The 18,411-nt window shown below is 53.3% G+C and carries 14 protein-coding genes; 1 reads left to right on the plus strand and 13 read right to left on the minus strand.

Features of this window, described 5'->3' with window-relative positions; all coding sequences use genetic code 11:
• Positions 1-55 precede the first annotated feature (55 nt).
• Entirely contained in the window at positions 56-352 is a 297-nt protein-coding gene (locus tag N7326_RS01405) for a YciI family protein (RefSeq protein WP_259076414.1), read from the plus strand.
• Positions 353-427: 75 nt separating this feature from the next.
• Here N7326_RS01405 and N7326_RS01410 read toward each other — a convergent pair whose 3' ends face one another.
• The 13 genes from N7326_RS01410 to N7326_RS01470 form a co-directional block, all read right to left on the minus strand.
• Positions 428-1,423, minus strand: coding sequence for a TerC family protein (locus N7326_RS01410; RefSeq protein ID WP_259076412.1), 996 nt, complete (start codon positions 1,421-1,423; stop codon positions 428-430).
• A gap of 212 nt (positions 1,424-1,635) precedes the next feature.
• Positions 1,636-4,452, minus strand: coding sequence for an FtsK/SpoIIIE family DNA translocase (locus N7326_RS01415; protein ID WP_263088037.1), 2,817 nt, complete (start codon positions 4,450-4,452; stop codon positions 1,636-1,638).
• Between the two features lie 76 nt (positions 4,453-4,528).
• On the minus strand, positions 4,529-5,161 hold the full coding sequence (locus N7326_RS01420; protein WP_259076401.1) for a TIGR03085 family metal-binding protein: 633 nt from the start codon (positions 5,159-5,161) through the stop codon (positions 4,529-4,531).
• Positions 5,162-5,244: 83 nt separating this feature from the next.
• Positions 5,245-7,242 (minus strand): ribonuclease J, encoded by a 1,998-nt coding sequence (locus N7326_RS01425; RefSeq protein WP_259076399.1) that lies wholly within the window; start codon positions 7,240-7,242, stop codon positions 5,245-5,247.
• Positions 7,235-8,149 (minus strand): 4-hydroxy-tetrahydrodipicolinate synthase, encoded by a 915-nt coding sequence (dapA, locus tag N7326_RS01430; protein WP_259157698.1) that lies wholly within the window; start codon positions 8,147-8,149, stop codon positions 7,235-7,237. The genes N7326_RS01425 and dapA overlap by 8 nt, the downstream gene beginning before the upstream one ends.
• Positions 8,150-8,217: 68 nt before the next feature.
• Positions 8,218-8,976: an FAD-dependent thymidylate synthase gene (gene thyX, locus N7326_RS01435; protein WP_259076395.1), complete on the minus strand. Its 759-nt coding sequence runs from the start codon at positions 8,974-8,976 to the stop codon at positions 8,218-8,220.
• Complete coding sequence (dapB, locus tag N7326_RS01440; protein ID WP_259076393.1) at positions 8,969-9,724, minus strand: 4-hydroxy-tetrahydrodipicolinate reductase; 756 nt, start codon at positions 9,722-9,724, stop codon at positions 8,969-8,971. The genes thyX and dapB overlap by 8 nt, the downstream gene beginning before the upstream one ends.
• 97 nt (positions 9,725-9,821) lie before the next feature.
• Positions 9,822-11,063 carry a galactokinase gene (gene galK, locus N7326_RS01445; RefSeq protein ID WP_259157696.1) on the minus strand — a complete coding sequence of 414 codons (1,242 nt, stop codon included), beginning with the start codon at positions 11,061-11,063 and terminating at the stop codon, positions 9,822-9,824.
• On the minus strand, positions 11,053-12,198 hold the full coding sequence (gene galT / locus N7326_RS01450; protein ID WP_259076389.1) for a galactose-1-phosphate uridylyltransferase: 1,146 nt from the start codon (positions 12,196-12,198) through the stop codon (positions 11,053-11,055). The genes galK and galT overlap by 11 nt, the downstream gene beginning before the upstream one ends.
• A 5-nt stretch (positions 12,199-12,203) precedes the next feature.
• Positions 12,204-12,455, minus strand: coding sequence for a cell wall anchor protein (locus N7326_RS01455; RefSeq protein ID WP_259076387.1), 252 nt, complete (start codon positions 12,453-12,455; stop codon positions 12,204-12,206).
• Between the two features lie 22 nt (positions 12,456-12,477).
• Positions 12,478-14,139, minus strand: a complete 1,662-nt coding sequence (locus tag N7326_RS01460) for a sodium:solute symporter family protein (protein ID WP_259076385.1) — start codon at positions 14,137-14,139, stop codon at positions 12,478-12,480.
• 81 nt (positions 14,140-14,220) lie between these two features.
• A complete protein-coding gene (locus tag N7326_RS01465) occupies positions 14,221-15,177 on the minus strand; it encodes an aldose 1-epimerase family protein (RefSeq protein WP_263088038.1) in 957 nt (318 codons plus the stop codon).
• A gap of 776 nt (positions 15,178-15,953) precedes the next feature.
• On the minus strand, positions 15,954-18,233 hold the full coding sequence (locus N7326_RS01470) for a polyribonucleotide nucleotidyltransferase (protein WP_259076373.1): 2,280 nt from the start codon (positions 18,231-18,233) through the stop codon (positions 15,954-15,956).
• Positions 18,234-18,411: the final 178 nt, after the last annotated feature.

Here is an 18,411-nt window from a genome sequence, read left to right on the forward strand (position 1 = left end):
CGATTTTAGCAGCCTCTTTCAGCTCTCGAAATTGCTGGAGACTAGACTATTAAATATGACAGTTTTCGCAGTTGAATACAGCTACTCCCCTACTAGTCCTACCATTGCCGAGATCCGTCCTCAGCATCGCAGTTTTCTAGCCAAGCTCAAGGAACAAGGAATTCTCATCGGCTCAGGCCCGTATACGGATGGGAAGGGCGGTGCACTTATTATCATCCAGTTGGCAGATGGAGCCGATCTCAATCAAGCTCGAGAACTTCTCGATCATGATCCCTTCTTCACCTCAGGTGCTCTGGAGAAACGGCACTTCCATACCTGGAATCCGGTGCTCAATATCTTTGGTAGTGCTTAAATATATTTGAATAGAGAAGATATGAACGTGAGAGAGGGCCCGACGTTCACCGTCAGGCCCTCTCTCACTAGTTAGTTATGCTGGGGAGTTTTTCTTCGATTTGATCAGCGAGGCGATAATTGCCACCGCCAAAATTCCCACGATGATGAAAAGGGATGTCAGCGTATCCACTTCCACAACACTGACAGGTTCACCGCCGTTGATAAAGGGCACACTATTCTCGTGTAGCGCGTGCAAGATAAGCTTGACGCCGATAAAGGACAAGACCGCCCCTAGTCCGTAGGAGAGATAAACCAAGCGATCGAGGAGGCCGTCGAGGAGGAAGTACATCTGACGCAAGCCCAATAAAGCCAGCGCATTGGTGGTAAAGACAATATAAGGTTCAGTAGTAATTCCATAGATGGCAGGGATTGAATCGAGAGCAAACATAACATCGATCAATCCAATGGCTAAGAGCGCGACGAAAAGAGTAGTGACCGCGAATTTACCCTTCTTGTGCACGAAGAGGTGGTCACCTTCATAGCCACTCGTAACAGGCACGACTTTTCGTAACATCCGAATGACCCACATATCGTCAGGGGCAGTCTCGGGAGCATCGCGAACCTCATCCACAATGAGCTTGATCGCGGTATACAGCAAGAAGATGCCGAAGATATAGAAGACATCTGACCACAGGCTGATTAAGGCTGCGCCCGCCAGGATGAAAATCAGTCTCAGAATGAGTGCCAAGGCTATCCCGATGAGCAAGACTTTCTGCTGGTATTTGCGTGGTACCTTAAAGGATCCCAAGATCAGCGCGAAAACAAATAGGTTATCAACGCTCAGCGCTTTTTCGGTGATATAACCAGTGAAGAATTCGATTCCGTGTTGGTGGGGATTACCCGGTTCGCCCCAGGTCAGCCACAGAAAACCTCCGAAGGCAACAGCTAGTGCAACATAGAAGGCAGACCACCACGCTGCTTCTTTGAGGGTCGGTTCGTGGGGGGTGCGAACGTGGGAGTAGAAATCGAAGATAAAAAATCCGCTCACTACAGCACAGGTAATAACCCATGTTAGAAGATTGACTTCCATTAAAAAGACCTCCGGTCTCATTCGAGGACAATATTTTTCCGAATAAGCCAGAGGTCTCTCCCAGCCAGCACCAGGTACTAGCCCAACGGAACCGGATCCCTATAAAGCGTGCTTTATAAATCACGTGCTGACGATTCACGTTGTCACCGGGGTACTCCCCTCCAACGATCTACGATGCTAGCACAGCCATGCAGCGGCCTAGGATCCGCGCCCTAGAAGGCGTTGCCTGTGGGGTTGTAGGTCTCAATATTTGTGTCGTCTTCCTCACGCGGCGCTTGCTCGGGATCTGCTCCTTTTAGCAGCCACAAGATTGATTCTAATTCCTCTGGTTTGGCAATAACTTCCCGAGCTTTCGATCCTTCCGAAGGGCCGACGATATCGCGCGATTCCATAAGATCCATCAGCCGGCCTGCCTTGGCAAAACCGATGCGCATCTTGCGCTGCAGCATCGAGGTGGATCCCAGCTGAGAGGTTACTACTAGCTCCACTGCTTGCAGCAGATCATCCAGATCGCCTCCGATATCTTCGTCTATATTCTTCTTCGCCTCGGCGGCTTTGTCCTCGGTTACGCCCTCAGTATATTCTGGCTCACCTTGGGATTTAGCGGCGTCGACTACTGCTTGTACTTCTTCATCGGTTACATACGCACCTTGAATTCGTTTCGCCCGGCCGCCTTGTGGGATGAACAGACCGTCGCCCATGCCGATGAGTTTTTCAGCGCCTGCCTGATCTAAAATCACACGAGAATCGGTCAGGGATGAGGTAGCAAAAGCCAGGCGGGACGGCACATTTGTCTTGATGAGCCCAGTCACCACATCTACGGAGGGTCGCTGCGTAGCAAGGACGAGGTGAATACCTGCGGCACGCGCCTTTTGGGTAATGCGCACGATGGACTCTTCGATTTCCTTCGGCGCGGTCATCATGAGATCGGCTAGCTCATCGACGATGCACACGATATAGGGATACGGTTTATATTCACGCTGTGAACCCAGTGGAGTCTGAATTTCGCCATTTTCTACTTTACGGTTGAAGTCCTTGATATGACGCACGCGAGTGGATTTCATATCCATATATCGCTGTTCCATTTCTTCGACCAACCATTGCAGTGCAGCAGCGGCTTTCTTTGGCTGGGTAATGATGGGGGTGATTAAGTGCGGAATACCTTCATAGGGCGTAAGCTCCACCATCTTCGGATCCACCAAAATCAGGCGGACTTCTTCCGGCCGCGCCCTGGTCAGCAGCGATACTAGAAGTGAATTTACAAAAGCAGACTTACCCGAACCTGTGGAACCGGCCACGAGTAGATGGGGCATCTTCTGGAGCGAGTGTGCCACAAATTCGCCCTCGATATCCTTGCCTAGTCCCACCAGCATCGGATCATGATCGCCATGGATGGCAGGTGCGTTGAGGACATCAGCCAGGCGAACTACTTCCCTATCCGCATTGGGGACTTCGATACCTACCAAAGATTTGCCAGGAATTGGGGTGAGCAGCCGTACGTTATCAGTGGCCACTGCATAGGCTAAATTAGACTGCAGGTTTGTGATCTTCGAAACCTTAACGCCCGGGCCCAATTCGACCTCATATCGAGTCACTGTAGGCCCTCGGCTCAGTCCCACGACATGGGCGTCCACCTTAAATTCCTCGAAGACCGCACTGATGGCCTCAATCATGCGGTCGTTAGCCGCCGAGTGCCCCTTAGGCGGCGCCCCGTTCACTAGAAGTTTGGTTGAGGGTACTTCGTAATCAGAGTGAATAATCTGTGGCGCTGAGGCGGGCTCCACGTCCTCTTCGACCGACGCGGGGTCTGTATGCTCATCCACGGGACCTATGAGAGTTGGTCGCGAATCAGACGCGGGCGCTGCGGCCTCAGTCGGTTCTGCCATTGGTTGTGAAGCAACCACGGGTGCCGCGGACTCGGTCCGTTCTTCCGTTGGCCGGGGCAGAATAACTGTTTGCTCCGGGACCACTGGGAATTCATCGGTTTCCGATGCTTCATTGACGGGGTAGTTCTCCATCGGGCCGCCCCCAAAGAGCGGCTGCGGATTATTTTCTATACGGCGCACACGTTGATACGGTGGTCGGATCTCCGCGGGCGCTGGGCGAGTTCGGCGAGCGATAGTTGTGTCTTCCTCGGCCTCGGAATATTCGTCCTCATCATCCCCGTTGAGTTCGTCGTTCTGATTGCGGCGCTGCTCGACAAATTCTGTTGCGGCGTCGATGCACTCTCTGATGCTGATACCTGTGAGCTTGAGCGCGCCGTAGATGATGATGATAAATAGCAGGGGCACGGCGATAAAGCCGCTAAAGCCCTGCGCCAAAGGCCCACCGATATAAGCACCCAAGGCGCCACCGGCCAACTGGCGCTGCGACCACTTGTCAGGAAGACCGGCGAAAATATGGCATAGTCCCAACATTGATAGCACTATCAAGCCACCGCCAAGCACCATGGAACCCTTCATATTAAGGCTGGGCTGCTTCTCAAGCATGACTAATACGGCAACAACGAGAAGAATAATCGGGAGGATATACGCGCCAGCACCAACGAGAAGGTGTGCCACCGTGGAAATCCACTGCCCAATGGGACCTGCGATGCTTAACCATTCAGAAGCCCCGAGAACGATGACTAAACCAATAAGGACGAGTCCGAAGCTGTCTCGGTGAGATTCCTTCTCAGCATCACGTGTATCTTCTTCGAATTCCTGGTTCTCGTTGGGGTGGTCTTCGTCCAGAGGATAGAGGTCGTCTTCTTGACCAGCTACGGATCGTGTCAGAGTACCCACGCCGTGGGCTGCTGCTGAAAAGAGGGTGCCCAGTCCCCCACCCACCGCCTTCAGGGCGGAGCCTGTGCGTTCCTCGGATGATTCAGCCGCACGTCTGGCCGAACGAGCGTAATTGCCCGAGGCGGCAAATGCCGTTGTGCTCACTCGTCTTTCTGGTGCTCTGCGAGATGATCTGTCACCAGAACGTGAGGGGGGACGTTTAGGTCCGGCCCCTCCGCGGCTGGAGGAAGTGCTTTTGGCAGTCATGTCTTAAAGCTTAACCTCAAAAATCACACTATTCACATTTGAAACACTTTCGAACCGTATTTTCCCTCGATCAACCTCAGAGACTTGATCGATCGATTCCGTCATAGTCATCGACGATATCGACATGAGCCCAATCGCGGCCGTAGAGATAGAGCAGGATTTCACCCACATCACCCCGAATCCTTGCCACCTGGTCCCCTTTAGTGGCGACCCCACGCTTGTTTTTTCCCACAAACCGTTGGAAACCGTGAGGTTCGATGACGACGGGCACACGTGAACTCCGCAACATCATCGGTGCGAGCCACTTCAGCAAAGTATAGAGTTCTTTGTTTTCCGCATCGGTAAAGTTGCGGGGTGCCACCGAGTCCGGCTCCGATCCACGACGTAAATCCTCGTGGTGAACAAAGAACTCTGCAGCATTAACGAAACGATCAAGGTATCGAAACGGGCTCAAAGCACCTGGACCTTGTTCAAAGCAATCGATAAGTTCCTGGTAGTCACGGTTCGCCGCCTTCTCAGACTGTTTTTTCAAGCTACCTTCAAATCGGGAGCTCACAATACCCAAAGCGGCTGGAAACTCATTTTCACGCACCACCAGGTGAACAAGAAGATCTTTGGCGTTCCACTGGCCACAAAGTGTAGGCGCCGAGGGGTCAGTATCTCGAAAAAGGGCAGCCAAGCGGGAACGTTCGGAAGATGAAAGAGTCATATATTTAGCCTACCGATCTTCTTTTGCTTTGGCATAAGCTCGACATAAAAAATCCCCGTCTGAATGAGGCGGGGATTTTTTAGTTACCAACTCGGACGCGAGCGACGCACATCCTCATCGGGTATCGGAGTGCTGTTATCTGAAGACATTGGCACCACCGTGGGCATAATCATTGGCTTACGACGCCATGTCTGCTCCACGTAGCGGGAGACTTTTCGCCGCAGTTGTTGCACCATACGATAGGGATCGTTCTCCCCTTCCGCCGCGAGATCATTCATGGTGGTGGAAACTAGATCTTTGACCTCGGGCATCATCGCTATAGCATCCTCAGAGAAGCCCTTAGCTTGGACTGTGGGGGCTTCGAGGAGACGGCCTGTGCGATTATCAATCACAGCAGTGATAGAGATAAGACCTCCCTCGCCAAGGGCCGTGCGATCATCAAGCACTTCTTGATCGATATCGCCCATGGTGACGCCATCCACATAGAGGTGCCCAATAGGGATTTGACCCGCGATCTCTACCTTGCCGTCGACCATATCGACGACCACACCGTTTTGCGCTAGTACAGTATTTTCCCGCGGCACACCTGTGGCAATGGCAAGTTCCTTGTTGGCGCGCAAGTGTCGCCATTCACCGTGTACAGGCATCGCGTGGCGTGGGCGCGCAGCGTTGTAGAGGAATAATAGCTCGCCCGAATAACCGTGGCCAGAGGTGTGTACTTTGGCATCTCGACCGGTGATCACGGTGGCTCCGATTTGAGCCAACATATTCATCACGCCAAATACAGCCTCTTCGTTACCGGGGACCAAAGAAGACGAAAAAATTATAACGTCTCCATCGCGAACAGTAACCTGGCGGTGCTCGCGACGAGCCATCCTCGACAGAGCGGCCATCGGTTCACCCTGGGTACCGGTAGTAATAAGGAGAACCTTCGATGGAGCCATTTTGCCGGCATCGTCCATGGACACAATAGTTCCACGCGGGGCCTTGAGATAGCCGAGCTTCTCGGCAATTTCCATATTACGAATCATGGAGCGGCCGTTGAATGCCACCTTACGTCCGCACTCCGCAGCGGCGTCAATTGCCGCCTGGACTCTGTCAACGTTGGACGCGAAACACGCTAGAATGACCCGCTGCTTCGCATCGGTGATGATACGTCGCAATGCAGGGGCAATATTAGATTCGGATTCAGATACACCAGGAGTGGTGGCGTTTGTGGAATCACACAGGAATAGGTCAATCCCCTCATCCCCGAGCCTCGAGAGTGCAGGCAGGTCGGTGGGCTTTCCATTGGGAGGGGTTTGATCGAGCTTAATATCGCCGGTCATCACGACCATGCCAGCTCCAGTCTTGATTGCTACACCTAAGCAATCGGGTATGGAGTGATTGACATGCCAGAAACGAATATTGAACGGTCCGCGATCGAGGTTGGAATCTTTATCTACCTCCGTGATCTTCGGGCGAATTCGATGTTCGCGACATTTTGCCATGATGAGAGCAGTCGTGAAACGCGAGGCGAATATGGGGAGATCGGGGCGCAGCTTTAGCAGCCATGGAATGGCGCCGATATGGTCCTCGTGTCCATGTGTGATCACCAGTGCTTCAACCTGGTCTAATTTGTCTTCGATGGGCGCGAAATCTGGGAGGATCAAATCAACGCCGGGTTCGCCTGATGACGGGAAAAGTACACCACAGTCGACAATAAGCAACTTATTGTTGTACTCAAAAACGGTCATATTTCGTCCGATTTCCGAAATGCCACCTAAGGCATAAATGCGCAAACCGTTCCGCTTCGGCTTACCGGGCAACGGTAGGCGACCAGTAAGATCCGCACCTTGCATTGATTTCACCACATTACGGCGACTGTCGCGCTGACCACTTTCTTGGCCATGACCCTTTTTATTTTTCTGAGGGCCGCGATTATTTCTGCCACGTCCCTGCGTGGCATTCTTGCGTTTTTCGCTTGGCGCGCCCGATGTATCAGGGCTTCCTTCGGGCGAGATGAAGGTTGGGGCGTCTGCAGTCTCTGGCGAGCCAGCTTTTCGCACAGCTCGTCGGTTGCGACTACGGGTTTCACTCATTAGTTAATACTCCAGCTATTTTCATATCGTGGCTGAGAGCTTCATATTCCTCTACTGAGGGAGCAAGGTTGGGTAGGCGGGGTTCGCCCACATCTATGCCCTGCAGCCTTAAACCAGCTTTGGCAAAGGCCACTCCACCCAAGCGCGCTTGGGCACGCACGAGTGGAGCTAATGAAGCGTTAATCTCACGAGCTTCCGCGAGATTGCCGTTGTTAAAATTTTCGTACATTTCTCGCAATTGCCGCGGAGCTAGATGCCCGATCACCGATATAAACCCGACGGCGCCTACACTCAACCAAGGAAGATTGAGAGGGTCGTCACCGGAATACCATGCCAGATTGAGCGCATCGATTAGTGCAGTCGACAGGGCGATATTTCCCTTGGCGTCCTTGACAGCCGCAACTGTTGGAAGTTCCGCTATCCGACTCAGGGTGTGCGCCTCGATCGCTACTCCCGTGCGCCCTGGTATGTCATAAACACAGATGGGGAGCTCGGTTGCTTTCGCGACTGTGGAGAAATGTTGGTAAATGCCTTCTTGACTCGGTTTGGAGTAATACGGCGTGACAATTAAAAGCCCATCTGCGCCAGCGTCGGCGCAGGCTTTTGATGCTTCCACCGTGGATCGTGTGTTATTAGTACCAGCACCAGCAATTATTCTGGCCGCTGCTCCTATTTCCTCACGGACGGCGGTGAGCAGGTCGATCTTTTCAGTAAGCGTGGTGGTCGGAGCTTCGCCGGTCGTTCCCGAGAGAACGAGCGAATCTACTCCGTTATCAACGAGGTGGCGGGCCAGCTTAGCAGCTGCGCCGAGATCAAGTTCACCATTTTCGTTAAAGGGGGTAACCATAGCAACGGAAATCGAGCCGAAATACTCGGCCCCCGTTAGCGCTACTAAACCTTTGCTCATGACCTTCAACGTTACCTTCTTTTGAGCATAAGTTTGGCATCCACCGCCCAGGGGTTGGAAATAATTCCTTAAAAGTCGCTAACAAATGGGCTTGATGCCATACGTGAACCGTCGCTTAAAGTGGTGACCTCAAAGTCTGAAAAAACCGCAGGAGCGGCACTTCTTAAGACCTCCGCACACCGCACAGCGACTTCCCGGATTTCATTATCGGCGTGCTCACTCGCGCGCATTCCGATAAAGTGGCGCCAATTGCGAAAATTGCCAGAAACAACGATTCGCGATTCCGTCGCATTGGGCAAAATAGCACGAGCAGCCTGACGAGCCTGCTTTCTCCGCAGCAGTGCGTTGGATTCACCATCGAGTTGTTGCTCGAGCGCATCAACAAGCTCGTTGTAGACGAATCGAGTCTCATCGACGGCTTCCATAAACAGGCGTCGAAGTTCTTCGTTCCGATCAATCAATGGAGGAACGACAACCTCAGCATGCTCGGCATGGACAAATCGCTGCGACAGCTGCGAGAAACTGAAATGCCTATGGCGGGTTAATTCATGTGTAGCGGCACGAGATAAACCTCGTATATAGAGGGTCGCAGTCGGATGCTCCAACAATGCGAGGTGACCGACCTCCATGATGTGGCGGATATAGGCGGAATTATCTGCGGTGCGAGGATTCGGTTTATCAAAGGTTTCATAACAAGCACGCCCCGCAAACTCGATGAGAGCCTCCGAATCTGGGGTTTCTGGGGGAGTATCCCACTCGATATCTGAGGGTGCATAGAAGGAACTACACGCAATTAACTCGACGCGTAAGTGGGCAGTCTTAGCCATTGCTACCAAAACCCAGGTAGTGCTCGAGGCCTACGGTTAGACCCGGGTGCTTCCCAATCTGTTGGATGCCCTCATAGACTCCTGGCCAAAAAGAAGACCGATCATAAGAATCCTGGCGAATAGTCAGGGACTGTCCTTGGGTGCCAAAGATAACCTCTTCGTGCGCAACCATGCCCGTCATTCTCACCGCATGCACTGGTACCCCATCGACGAGCGCCCCCCGTGCTCCTTCCAGGCTTTGCTCTGTCGCATCTGGCATCGCTTCCATTCCAGCGGCAGCGCGCGCCTGAGCGATCATTTCCGCAGTATGAATAGCAGTTCCTGACGGGGCATCGAGTTTTTTAGGATGGTGATATTCCACGACTTCGGCGGATTCGAAAAAACGCGCCGCTATCCTAGCAAAATGCATGGTCAGCACAGCTGAGATGGCAAAGTTAGGGGCGATGAGGCAGTGAGCCTTGCCCTCATCACACCACCTGTGCACCTGGTCGAGGCGCTCCTGGGTAAAACCAGTAGTCCCGACCACACAGTGAATGCCATGACGTAGGCAAAATTCGAGATTGTCCATCACCGATGACGGTGTGGTGAAGTCCACAATGACTTCGGTTCCTGTCTGAACTAATTGTGCCAGGTCATCACCGCGATCAAGAGCGGCTGAGAGCTCCAGATCCTCCTGAGATTTGATGCCGTCGACGATTGCTTGTCCGACGCGTCCGTGTGCGCCCAGCACACCCACTTTGATTGTCATGAAAACCTCTTTCTCGCGTTTGCTGTCTAATAGTGTAGAGCAAATGCGGAAGCGCTAAAAAGGTCCGATCCTTCTCAGAAGGATCGGACCGTAGGATCTAGTCGAGTCGACGAGCCCCGTAGCTTGGCGTTGCGAGGAGGAATTCCGGTATCGGGAACCCCTGATCCCTAGCCTTGGTGTCTATCCGGCGAGCTAACTCGGTAGCGTCGTGGGTTCGCACAAGAGCGATGGCACTTCCGCCAAAGCCTCCCCCGGTCATGCGCGCTCCGAGGGCGCCTATGGCTCGCGCTTCTTCGACAACGAGGTCGAGTTCTGGAGTAGACACCTCATAGTCATCACGCAATGAAGCGTGCGACTGCCACATTAACGTGCCAAAACCAGCGATATCATTGGCTTTGAGTCTATTGATGGCCTCAGCAGTACGGTCTATCTCCGAAACGACATGCCTGACCCTGCGATACACCACCTCTTGCCACTGTTGTGCGCTTTGGCTAGCGGGCTGGTTCTTAGCTGCCCAGCTTGCCGCCACCTCGAAAGGATCCTCCACCTGGCGAAGTGTGGAAACTCCCGCCGCGTGGGCAACCCCATCGATAACCGCTCGCCGTGAAGCATACTGCCCATCGCCGAGGAAATGAGGGGCGTTAGTATTACAAATCAGTAGGCTTAAGCCCGCCGACTCGATATCAAAAGGAACGTGCTGACTGCTGTTATCACCGAAGTCTATTGCAAGAGCGTGTCCGGGACGCGCAAAGAGCGAAATCTTTTGATCCAGCCCGCCGGTCGAGGCTCCTACGATCTCGTTTTCCGCTCGCATGGTGGCTACGACAAGGTGCTCGCGAATCTCATCGTTGAGATTTCCTGGGTGGATTAATTCCACCGCGGCTAGGGCGGCCGAACACTCGATCGCAGCCGAACTGGATAATCCAGCTCCCACGGGCACATCGGAGACGACCGCAATATCGAAACCTTGCTCGTCAATGACTCCCGCTTGGTACGCGGCCCAAATTGAACCAACGACATAACCAGCCCAAGAAGCGGGATGTTGGGGGCCAATATCGCGAAGATCTATAGACTCGATCTCAGAATTAGGCCAATCCGAGACGACGGCGAGTTTCCGGTCATCTCTACGTGCGATCGCTACATAGCTGCGCTGACCCAGCGCGAAGGGAAGACATATACCGCCAGCATAATCTACGTGTTCCCCGATCAAATTGACTCGCCCCGGCGCGGCAACAGTGATTTCTGGGGCTCGGTTGAATGTGCGAACAAATAACTCTCGTGCCAGGCTAGCACCGGCACCGTCGCCGTGTGTCTGCATCCAACGTGGGCTATAAGACATCAATCTTCCCCTCTAAAAGATCTCGGAAGCGTTGAGCGATCCGCTCAGGTGTTGTATCGGAGATCCAAGCGCCCTGAGCTGACTCTGACCCCGCTAAGTATTTCAAGCGGTGTGGTGATCGCATAAGGGAAAATAACTGCAGGTGTAGCCTGCCGAATGTTCGATCCGCACCAACTGGCGCTTGGTTCCATCCAGCGATATAAGGAGTTTTGTCGACGCCCTCAAAGAAATGATCGAGAGCTTGTAATACGGTGAGATAGATACGAGCGAGCTCATCTTTTTCGGGATTGCTCAACTCCGCAAAGTCTGCCACGTGTCGACGCGGCATGACCATCAGTTCGACTGGCCACTTAGCTGCTGCGGGGACAAATACCACCCACTGTTTTCCCGCTACCACAATTCGTGTCCCTGCCTCTAGCTCGGCAGTGAGGTAATCATCAAAAAGATCTCGACCAGTGCGTTCTTGGTGCGCCCGGGCGCGATTGACAATCGCTTGAGCGCGGGCGGGGAGGAAGGGATAGGAATAGATCTGGCCGTGGGGATGCTGGAGAGTGACCCCGATCTCCTCTCCCCTATTTTCGAAGGGAAATACCAGTCTCACCCCCTTAATACGAGAGAGTTCAGCTGTCCGATGCGCCCACGCTTCTATCACTGTGCGCGCCCTAGTCAGGCTGAGGTCCTTAAATGATTGGGACGCTTCAGGTGTAAAACATACGACCTCGCAGCGGGCATATGCCGGCTGGCGCGGCACCAACTCGATACCGTCGACCAGGTGGGCGAAATCATCGGGAATATGCATATGGGTAGACAAAGACGGGAATCGGTTTTCAAAGACCACGACGTTGTAGTCTCGAGCAGGGATTTCGGTGGGGTGTTTACCCGGGTGCGAGGGGGCGAGGGGGTTGAGGTCCGCCGGCGGCATAAAAGTCCGATTCATGCGATGCGCGGCATACACTACCCAGTCCCCAGTGAGGGGGTCACAGCGCATCTCTGATTCGGTGGTCGCCGCGGGTAAATCGCGAGGGTCGGTAAGCTCACGCGTTTTCTCGCCGGTCGTATAGCTGGGATCGTCGTCGAAATATATCAGTTCGCGGCCGTCGGCAAGCGTTGTGCGGGTTACCCGTATATCAGTCATGAGTCTTAGTGCTCTTTGACTTCCGGTATGACCGGGTTCAGTTTTGCCCACAGGAAAAATACTGCGGCGCAGCCCACCATCGCGAGACCAACCCAGAGGTTATAACCGGCATCTTTGGGCATACCGGTGCTGGGGTCGATACCTGGGTCGATGGCGAGGTAAGCGAAAACAAGGATGACGCCATAGATGCCGATGAGGGCGCCGATTACGTTTCGGATATCAAAGGCACTCGCTTTGATTGAACGTGGATGAGCCATTGTGCTGGTCCTTTACTGTGGTTTAAGCGAAGACGATATTAAGAACGATGACCATAGCCATGCATAGGGCACCCAGTGGAACTGTGCGCTTATACCAGGCCACACCTACCTCGGCAGCATCGCTCAAGTCCTCCTTAGGGGTTACCGAGCGTACGAAGCCCACCATCTCATGATCGGCTTTAGGTACCGTAAGAGCAGAGACAGCAATGGAGATGGCGATATCGACAGCGAAAGCTAGGGATGCGGCAACAAAGGCTGTGCCCTGACCCGGAAGATTGAACAGAGCCGCCTCTGAGCCGGAGAACGTGGCTAGAACCCAGTAAATAATGGCAGAAAGAGTACCGCAGACCAGGCCCACCCAGCCGGCGGTGGGGGTCATTCGCTTCCAGAACATACCGAGTATGAAGGTGGCAAAGAGCGGAGCGTTGAAGAACCCAAAGAGAGTCTGGAGATAATCCATCACGTTGCCGAAGTTCTGCGCGATCAGGGCGGTGAAAATCGCGATTACTGTTGCGGCTACAGTAGCAAGACGACCAAAGCCTAAATAATAACTATCCTCTCGGTCTTTGACTACGTATGTTTGCCAAATATCGTAGGAGATCACGGTGTTGAACGCGGAAATATTGGCCGCCATTCCAGCCATAAATGCGGCCAAGAGACCAGCGAGAGCCACCCCGAGTAGACCGCTAGGGAGGAGATCGCGCATGAGGTACAACATGGCATCATTTGGCTTGGCACTGCCGTCCATAATGGGGGCTACTGTAGCACCGGCAATCATGCCGGGGATGACCACTATGAAGGGCACGAACATCTTGGGGAAGGCGCCGATAATCGGAGTCCGTCGTGCTGCGGACAAGGAATCTGCTGCCATGGAGCGCTGTACTTCAACGAAGTTGGTAGTCCAATAACCGAAAGACAGCACGAAGCCGAGGCCAAAAACCAGCCCAATCACGGAAATAATTGGATTATCAAAACCCGAGATATCGGTGCCAGGCCAGGTGTGGAAGTGGCTTTCCTCTGCCACTCTCTCTTTCAATCCCGACCATCCGCCAACATTGTGCAGGCCGATAATAGTCAGCGGCAGCAGCGCAGCAATGATCACGAAGAATTGCAAGACCTCGTTATAGATAGCAGCAGAAAGACCACCGAGAGTGATATAAGAGAGCACAATAACCGCGGCAATGATGAGGGTCAGCCATAGTGGCCACCCGAGCAGGGAGTTAACTACCTTTGCCAGCAGGAGCAGGTTGATACCAGCGATCAAAAGTTGGGCAACGGCAAAAGAGATAGCGTTAACAAGGTGCGCTCCGGGGCCAAAACGCCGCAGCATAAACTCGGGTACTGAGCGTACTTTCGATCCGTAGTAGAAGGGCATCATCACGATGCCGAGGAAGACCATGGCGGGGATGGCGCCGATCCAGAAATAGTGCATCGTTTGGAATCCGTACTGCACACCGTTGGCTGACATACCCACAATCTCCACGGCACCTAAGTTCGCAGAAATGAACGCGAGGCCAGTCACCCATGCGGGCAGGGAACGTCCGGAGAGAAAGAAGTCAATCGAACTTGAAACTTTTGAGCGAGCCGCCCAGCCGATTCCGAGAACGAATGCAAAATAGAGTGCCACAAGCGCATAATCGACCCATGAAGCATCAAGTTTCAGCGCAGATTCAGCCATGGGCATGGCTGCCTCCTTTAAAGAGTAGGAACGAAGGAAGGACAAAGCCGCAGCCTGGGCGGAATATTGTCAGACTGGGCGGTTTTATTAAGTTGTTGTACGTTGGTAGGCGCCTATACTCACACTGACTTTTTTCACCTCATTCGGGGCGATGGTCATAAGGTCAGTGCCGGAACGTAAAGCATCGGGCGGGCATGTCATTGGCTCCACAGCCACTGCACGCCCTACCCCTGGGAAGCCGCAGCCACGAGCAGGGTCTGGGGTGAAAACCTGCATCCAGGAAATTGACTCGTCGCCTGTAATCCTCACTCCACGTCCGCTCCGGGGGTCGATGAGAGTTACCTCATTAACTCCAGGTCCGAAGCAATGGTCAAAAAATACTCCTTCAAGTGGCATCCCCTCTCCTAGCATCTCGAGCTGGTGTGTCGTAACAGTGCCTTCGTTCTCCAGAGTGTGCAGTGGAGAGACAGGGCCGGCTGGGAGATTCCGGGAAGTTTCGAGTGGGAGATACGATGAAACCGAGTGAAGAGCCAATAGACTTCGATCTACCGGCGCCCCTTGGGCACATATATACGGGTGGAAACCGAACCCAAAAGGCATGGCAGTATCTGATGTATTGTGGGCCTGGAAATCTAGACTCAGGCCGGTTTCAGCTCCAAGTGACCACACCACGGTATAGGTCACTGCCCACGGCCACCCGGGATGTGGTTGATCTCGAAGGCGTAGGGTTGCGGAGTGTGGAGAGAGGCTAATAACCTCGAATTCTTGGCGACGAATAAATCCATGAATCGCATTGTGGCGGGCCGCCTCGCTGCGCTCGAGTTCAAAGGTGCGCCCAGCACATATGAAGCGCCCGTCCGCGGTCCGGTTGGGCCAGGGGGCCAAGAGTTGGTGGGCACCTAAGGGAGCTGGCTCGCCTGGGTTATAAGACTGAATGAGTGGTCGCCCGCGATAACTGAGCTCGCGCAGACCGGCGCCCCTACAGGTTATGACAGCGCGGTAGTCCGATGCCTCCAGTACGAGCTCCTGAAAATTCTTACCCATAACGGTAGCCTTTCGAGTTATTACCGCTCCACACACATGGTGATCATCATCCAAAAGTTATATTAGCTTTTAGATAAAGAGTTGTTAACGATTATCGCCATAAAAGATGAGGTCCTTTAGTTGAATAAGTACACACCTGATGTGTAAGCGTTGTGTTTTATTCGACATCGCAGTTGCAGCGTGAACTAATTCACATTATCTTTACCCCCACTTGGGCAAAGCCAATAGGATGCACAAGCATGCAGTTCGCGCGTCCCTTATATCGTGCGCGATGTCGGATTCGGGGACCACCTAGGTAGGCTTGTCTTGCTTGGGGTCCTATATCTCTGCGCCAACTCCGTGCCTACTCTGCGCCCCATGTAATTAGGGATAGCCTTAGATATCTGATTATGCACGGAGTCTACTACCCTGTACTGGTATTCACGCTAAGCGGTTGGTCTACACCTGCTCGCGCCCGGTAACAGCAGATGCCTTTACCAGAGGGAGCACATCAGAATCTGACCAAAGTCCTCGGTAATTTTTTCTAGCTATCCGCTTGCTCTGCCCCGTGATTTTAATACCCGGTACTGATGGGAAACCGGCGTAGATTTCTCATCAAAACCATCGGTGGGATAAAAAAATTAAATAGGTTCGAGCGCCTGACATGGCGTGAGCTCCGCTGAGCTCGACAACGCTACTCCCTTGAAGCGTGATGGAGCGTTATCAGTGCCCTAAAAATCACAACGACCACCACACCCCAGTATGTGGGGGGTGGTGGCTCATAACGGAGTTTCTGCTTAGCTTTCTTCCTCGTGACTAACTAGGCCTAAGGAAATCTTGCCGCGGTTATCGATATCGAGGATTTCAACCTCGATTTTCTCGCCCACGTTTACGACATCTTCGACTTTACTAATGCGCTTGCCATTCCCGAGCTTCGAAATATGTACTAGACCGTCGCGACCAGGTACCAAGGAAACAAACGCACCAAAAGCAGTAGTCTTGACCACGGTACCAAGGAATTGCTCGCCTACCTTAGGCAACTGCGGATTAGCGATGGCATTAATGCGCTCGATGGCAGCATCTGCAGCTTTGCCGCCGGTTGCGGAAACATAGACGGTTCCATCGTCTTCGATGGAAATATCGGCACCAGTCGCCTCGGTGATTTCATTGATGGTCTTACCCTTCGGCCCGATCACCTCACCGATCTTTGACACAGGAACCTTAACCGAGGTGATTCGCGGAGCGTATTCACTCATAGCATCGGGTCCATCAATGACCTCAGCCATTGTATCCAAGATATACAGACGAGCATCGCGAGCTTGAGATAGGGCTGCTGCGAGTACCTCAGAGGGGATACCGTCGAGCTTGGTATCGAGCTGCAAGGCGGTGATGAAATCTGCTGTACCGGCAACCTTAAAGTCCATATCGCCAAAGGCATCCTCAGCACCCAAGATATCGGTCAGCGCCACATAGGCGGTCTCCCCATCGACCTCATCGGAAACTAGGCCCATAGCAATACCCGCAACGGGAGCCTTCAGTGGCACCCCGGCATTATAAAGCGAAAGCGTTGAGGCGCATACCGAGCCCATCGAGGTAGAACCATTGGAGCCTAAGGCTTCGGAAACTTGACGAATCGTGTACGGGAATTCTTCCCGGGACGGGATCACTGGAATAAGCGCACGCTCAGCAAGAGCACCGTGACCTATTTCGCGGCGTTTCGGTGAACCCACACGGCCAGTTTCACCCACCGAATATGGCGGGAAGTTGTAATGGTGGAAATATGTCTTCGACGTTGTTGGCGACAGCGAATCAATCTGTTGCGCCATCTTGAGCATATCAAGCGTGGTCACACCCATGATCTGAGTTTCTCCTCGCTCAAAGAGCGAGGAGCCATGTGCCCGCGGAATGAGATCTACTTCTACGCCCAGGTCGCGCACATCGGTGACACCACGGCCATCGATACGAAAGTGATCGGTGAGGATCATGCGACGCACAACCTTCTTCATCACAGCGTTATATGCGGCACGGATTTCCTTAGCAGCGGTCTCCTCGCTTCTCTCGTCCGTAGTAAAACGCTTGACCAGTTGGGCCTCGACGTGCTCCATATATTCATTGGTGGCATCATCGCGCTCTTGCTTTGCCTTGATAGTGAGTAGGGAGCCCAGTTTTTTGGTTGCCTGCTTCTCCACCGCGGCGAAAATATCATCTGAATAGGGAGGGAAGAGAGGAAACTCTTGGGTCTCCTTTGCAGCTCGCTCGGCAAGACCAAGCTGGGCTCGGCAGAGCACCTCGATAAAAGGCTTGGCTGCTTCCAAACCTGCCGCTACAACATCTTCCGTTGGAGCTGGTTTGCCATCCTTGATCTTGTCTACAACGGACTCGGTGGCCCCCGCTTCCACCATCATAATGGCGACGTCTTCGACGGTCTTCCTTCCCTGCCGCTTAGTAATGATGCGGCCAGCCACAACGAGCTCGAACAGAGCCTCCTGATGCTGGGCGTGAGTGGGGAAAGCAATCCACTGCCCCTTGGGGTGTTTCTCATCTGCGACAAGCGCCATGCGCACGCCGCCTACAGGACCAGATACGGGTAGTCCCGAGAGCTGGGTTGCAGCGGAGGCGCCGTTGATGGCTACGACGTCGTACATATCTTCTGGATCGACTGATAAAACGGTCACCACGACCTGCACTTCGTTGCGCAGCCCCTTCACAAAGGTAGGGCGCAAAGGACGGTCGATAAGACGGCACGCGAGGATCGCTTCGGTGGAGGGGCGGCCTTCACGGCGGAAGAAGGAACCTGGGATGCGTCCCGCGGCGTACATCCGTTCTTCAACATCGACGGTCAGGGGGAAGAAGTCAAAGTTTTCGCGGGGCTGCGAGGATGCTGTCACCGTTGACAGCAGCATATTATCGTCGTCGAGATAGGTAGTAACAGAACCACCCGCTTGGCGGGCTAGTTGCCCGGTTTCGAAGCGGATGGTTCGGGTTCCAAAATCGCCGTTATCGATGGTGGCTATTGCTTCGGTAATGCCAACTTCGGGATCCTCAGTAAAAGTAACTAATTTTTTTGCACTGCTCATGCACGTTCTCCTCTTTATTGTGCGTGCTTTTCGACGATCATCGGTGCCGTCTTTCTACCATGATTTATATCTTCGGTATTTTTGTTTTCGGATATCCAAAAAACGCAACAAGAACGACTTTAACACAACTTCACCCAGTCTTTAGCCCCAAACAAAAATCCCTCCCACAAGGGGAGGG

The sequence above is a fragment of the Corynebacterium sp. ES2794-CONJ1 genome (assembly GCF_025660615.1).
Taxonomy (GTDB): Bacteria; Actinomycetota; Actinomycetes; order Mycobacteriales; family Mycobacteriaceae; genus Corynebacterium.

What these genes read in the sequence shown, in the direction of transcription:
- N7326_RS01470 (WP_259076373.1), bottom strand. Translation starts at nt 18,233, where the DNA reads ATGAGCAGTGCAAAAAAATTAGTTACTTTTACTGAGGATCCCGAAGTT.
- N7326_RS01455 (WP_259076387.1), bottom strand. Translation starts at nt 12,455, where the DNA reads ATGGCTCATCCACGTTCAATCAAAGCGAGTGCCTTTGATATCCGAAAC.
- N7326_RS01415 (WP_263088037.1), bottom strand. Translation starts at nt 4,452, where the DNA reads ATGACTGCCAAAAGCACTTCCTCCAGCCGCGGAGGGGCCGGACCTAAA.
- N7326_RS01420 (WP_259076401.1), bottom strand. Translation starts at nt 5,161, where the DNA reads ATGACTCTTTCATCTTCCGAACGTTCCCGCTTGGCTGCCCTTTTTCGA.
- dapB (WP_259076393.1), bottom strand. Translation starts at nt 9,724, where the DNA reads ATGACAATCAAAGTGGGTGTGCTGGGCGCACACGGACGCGTCGGACAA.
- N7326_RS01405 (WP_259076414.1), top strand. Translation starts at nt 56, where the DNA reads ATGACAGTTTTCGCAGTTGAATACAGCTACTCCCCTACTAGTCCTACC.
- thyX (WP_259076395.1), bottom strand. Translation starts at nt 8,976, where the DNA reads ATGGCTAAGACTGCCCACTTACGCGTCGAGTTAATTGCGTGTAGTTCC.
- N7326_RS01410 (WP_259076412.1), bottom strand. Translation starts at nt 1,423, where the DNA reads ATGGAAGTCAATCTTCTAACATGGGTTATTACCTGTGCTGTAGTGAGC.
- N7326_RS01425 (WP_259076399.1), bottom strand. Translation starts at nt 7,242, where the DNA reads ATGAGTGAAACCCGTAGTCGCAACCGACGAGCTGTGCGAAAAGCTGGC.
- dapA (WP_259157698.1), bottom strand. Translation starts at nt 8,149, where the DNA reads ATGAGCAAAGGTTTAGTAGCGCTAACGGGGGCCGAGTATTTCGGCTCG.
- N7326_RS01465 (WP_263088038.1), bottom strand. Translation starts at nt 15,177, where the DNA reads ATGGGTAAGAATTTTCAGGAGCTCGTACTGGAGGCATCGGACTACCGC.
- galK (WP_259157696.1), bottom strand. Translation starts at nt 11,063, where the DNA reads ATGTCTTATAGCCCACGTTGGATGCAGACACACGGCGACGGTGCCGGT.
- N7326_RS01460 (WP_259076385.1), bottom strand. Translation starts at nt 14,139, where the DNA reads ATGCCCATGGCTGAATCTGCGCTGAAACTTGATGCTTCATGGGTCGAT.
- galT (WP_259076389.1), bottom strand. Translation starts at nt 12,198, where the DNA reads ATGACTGATATACGGGTAACCCGCACAACGCTTGCCGACGGCCGCGAA.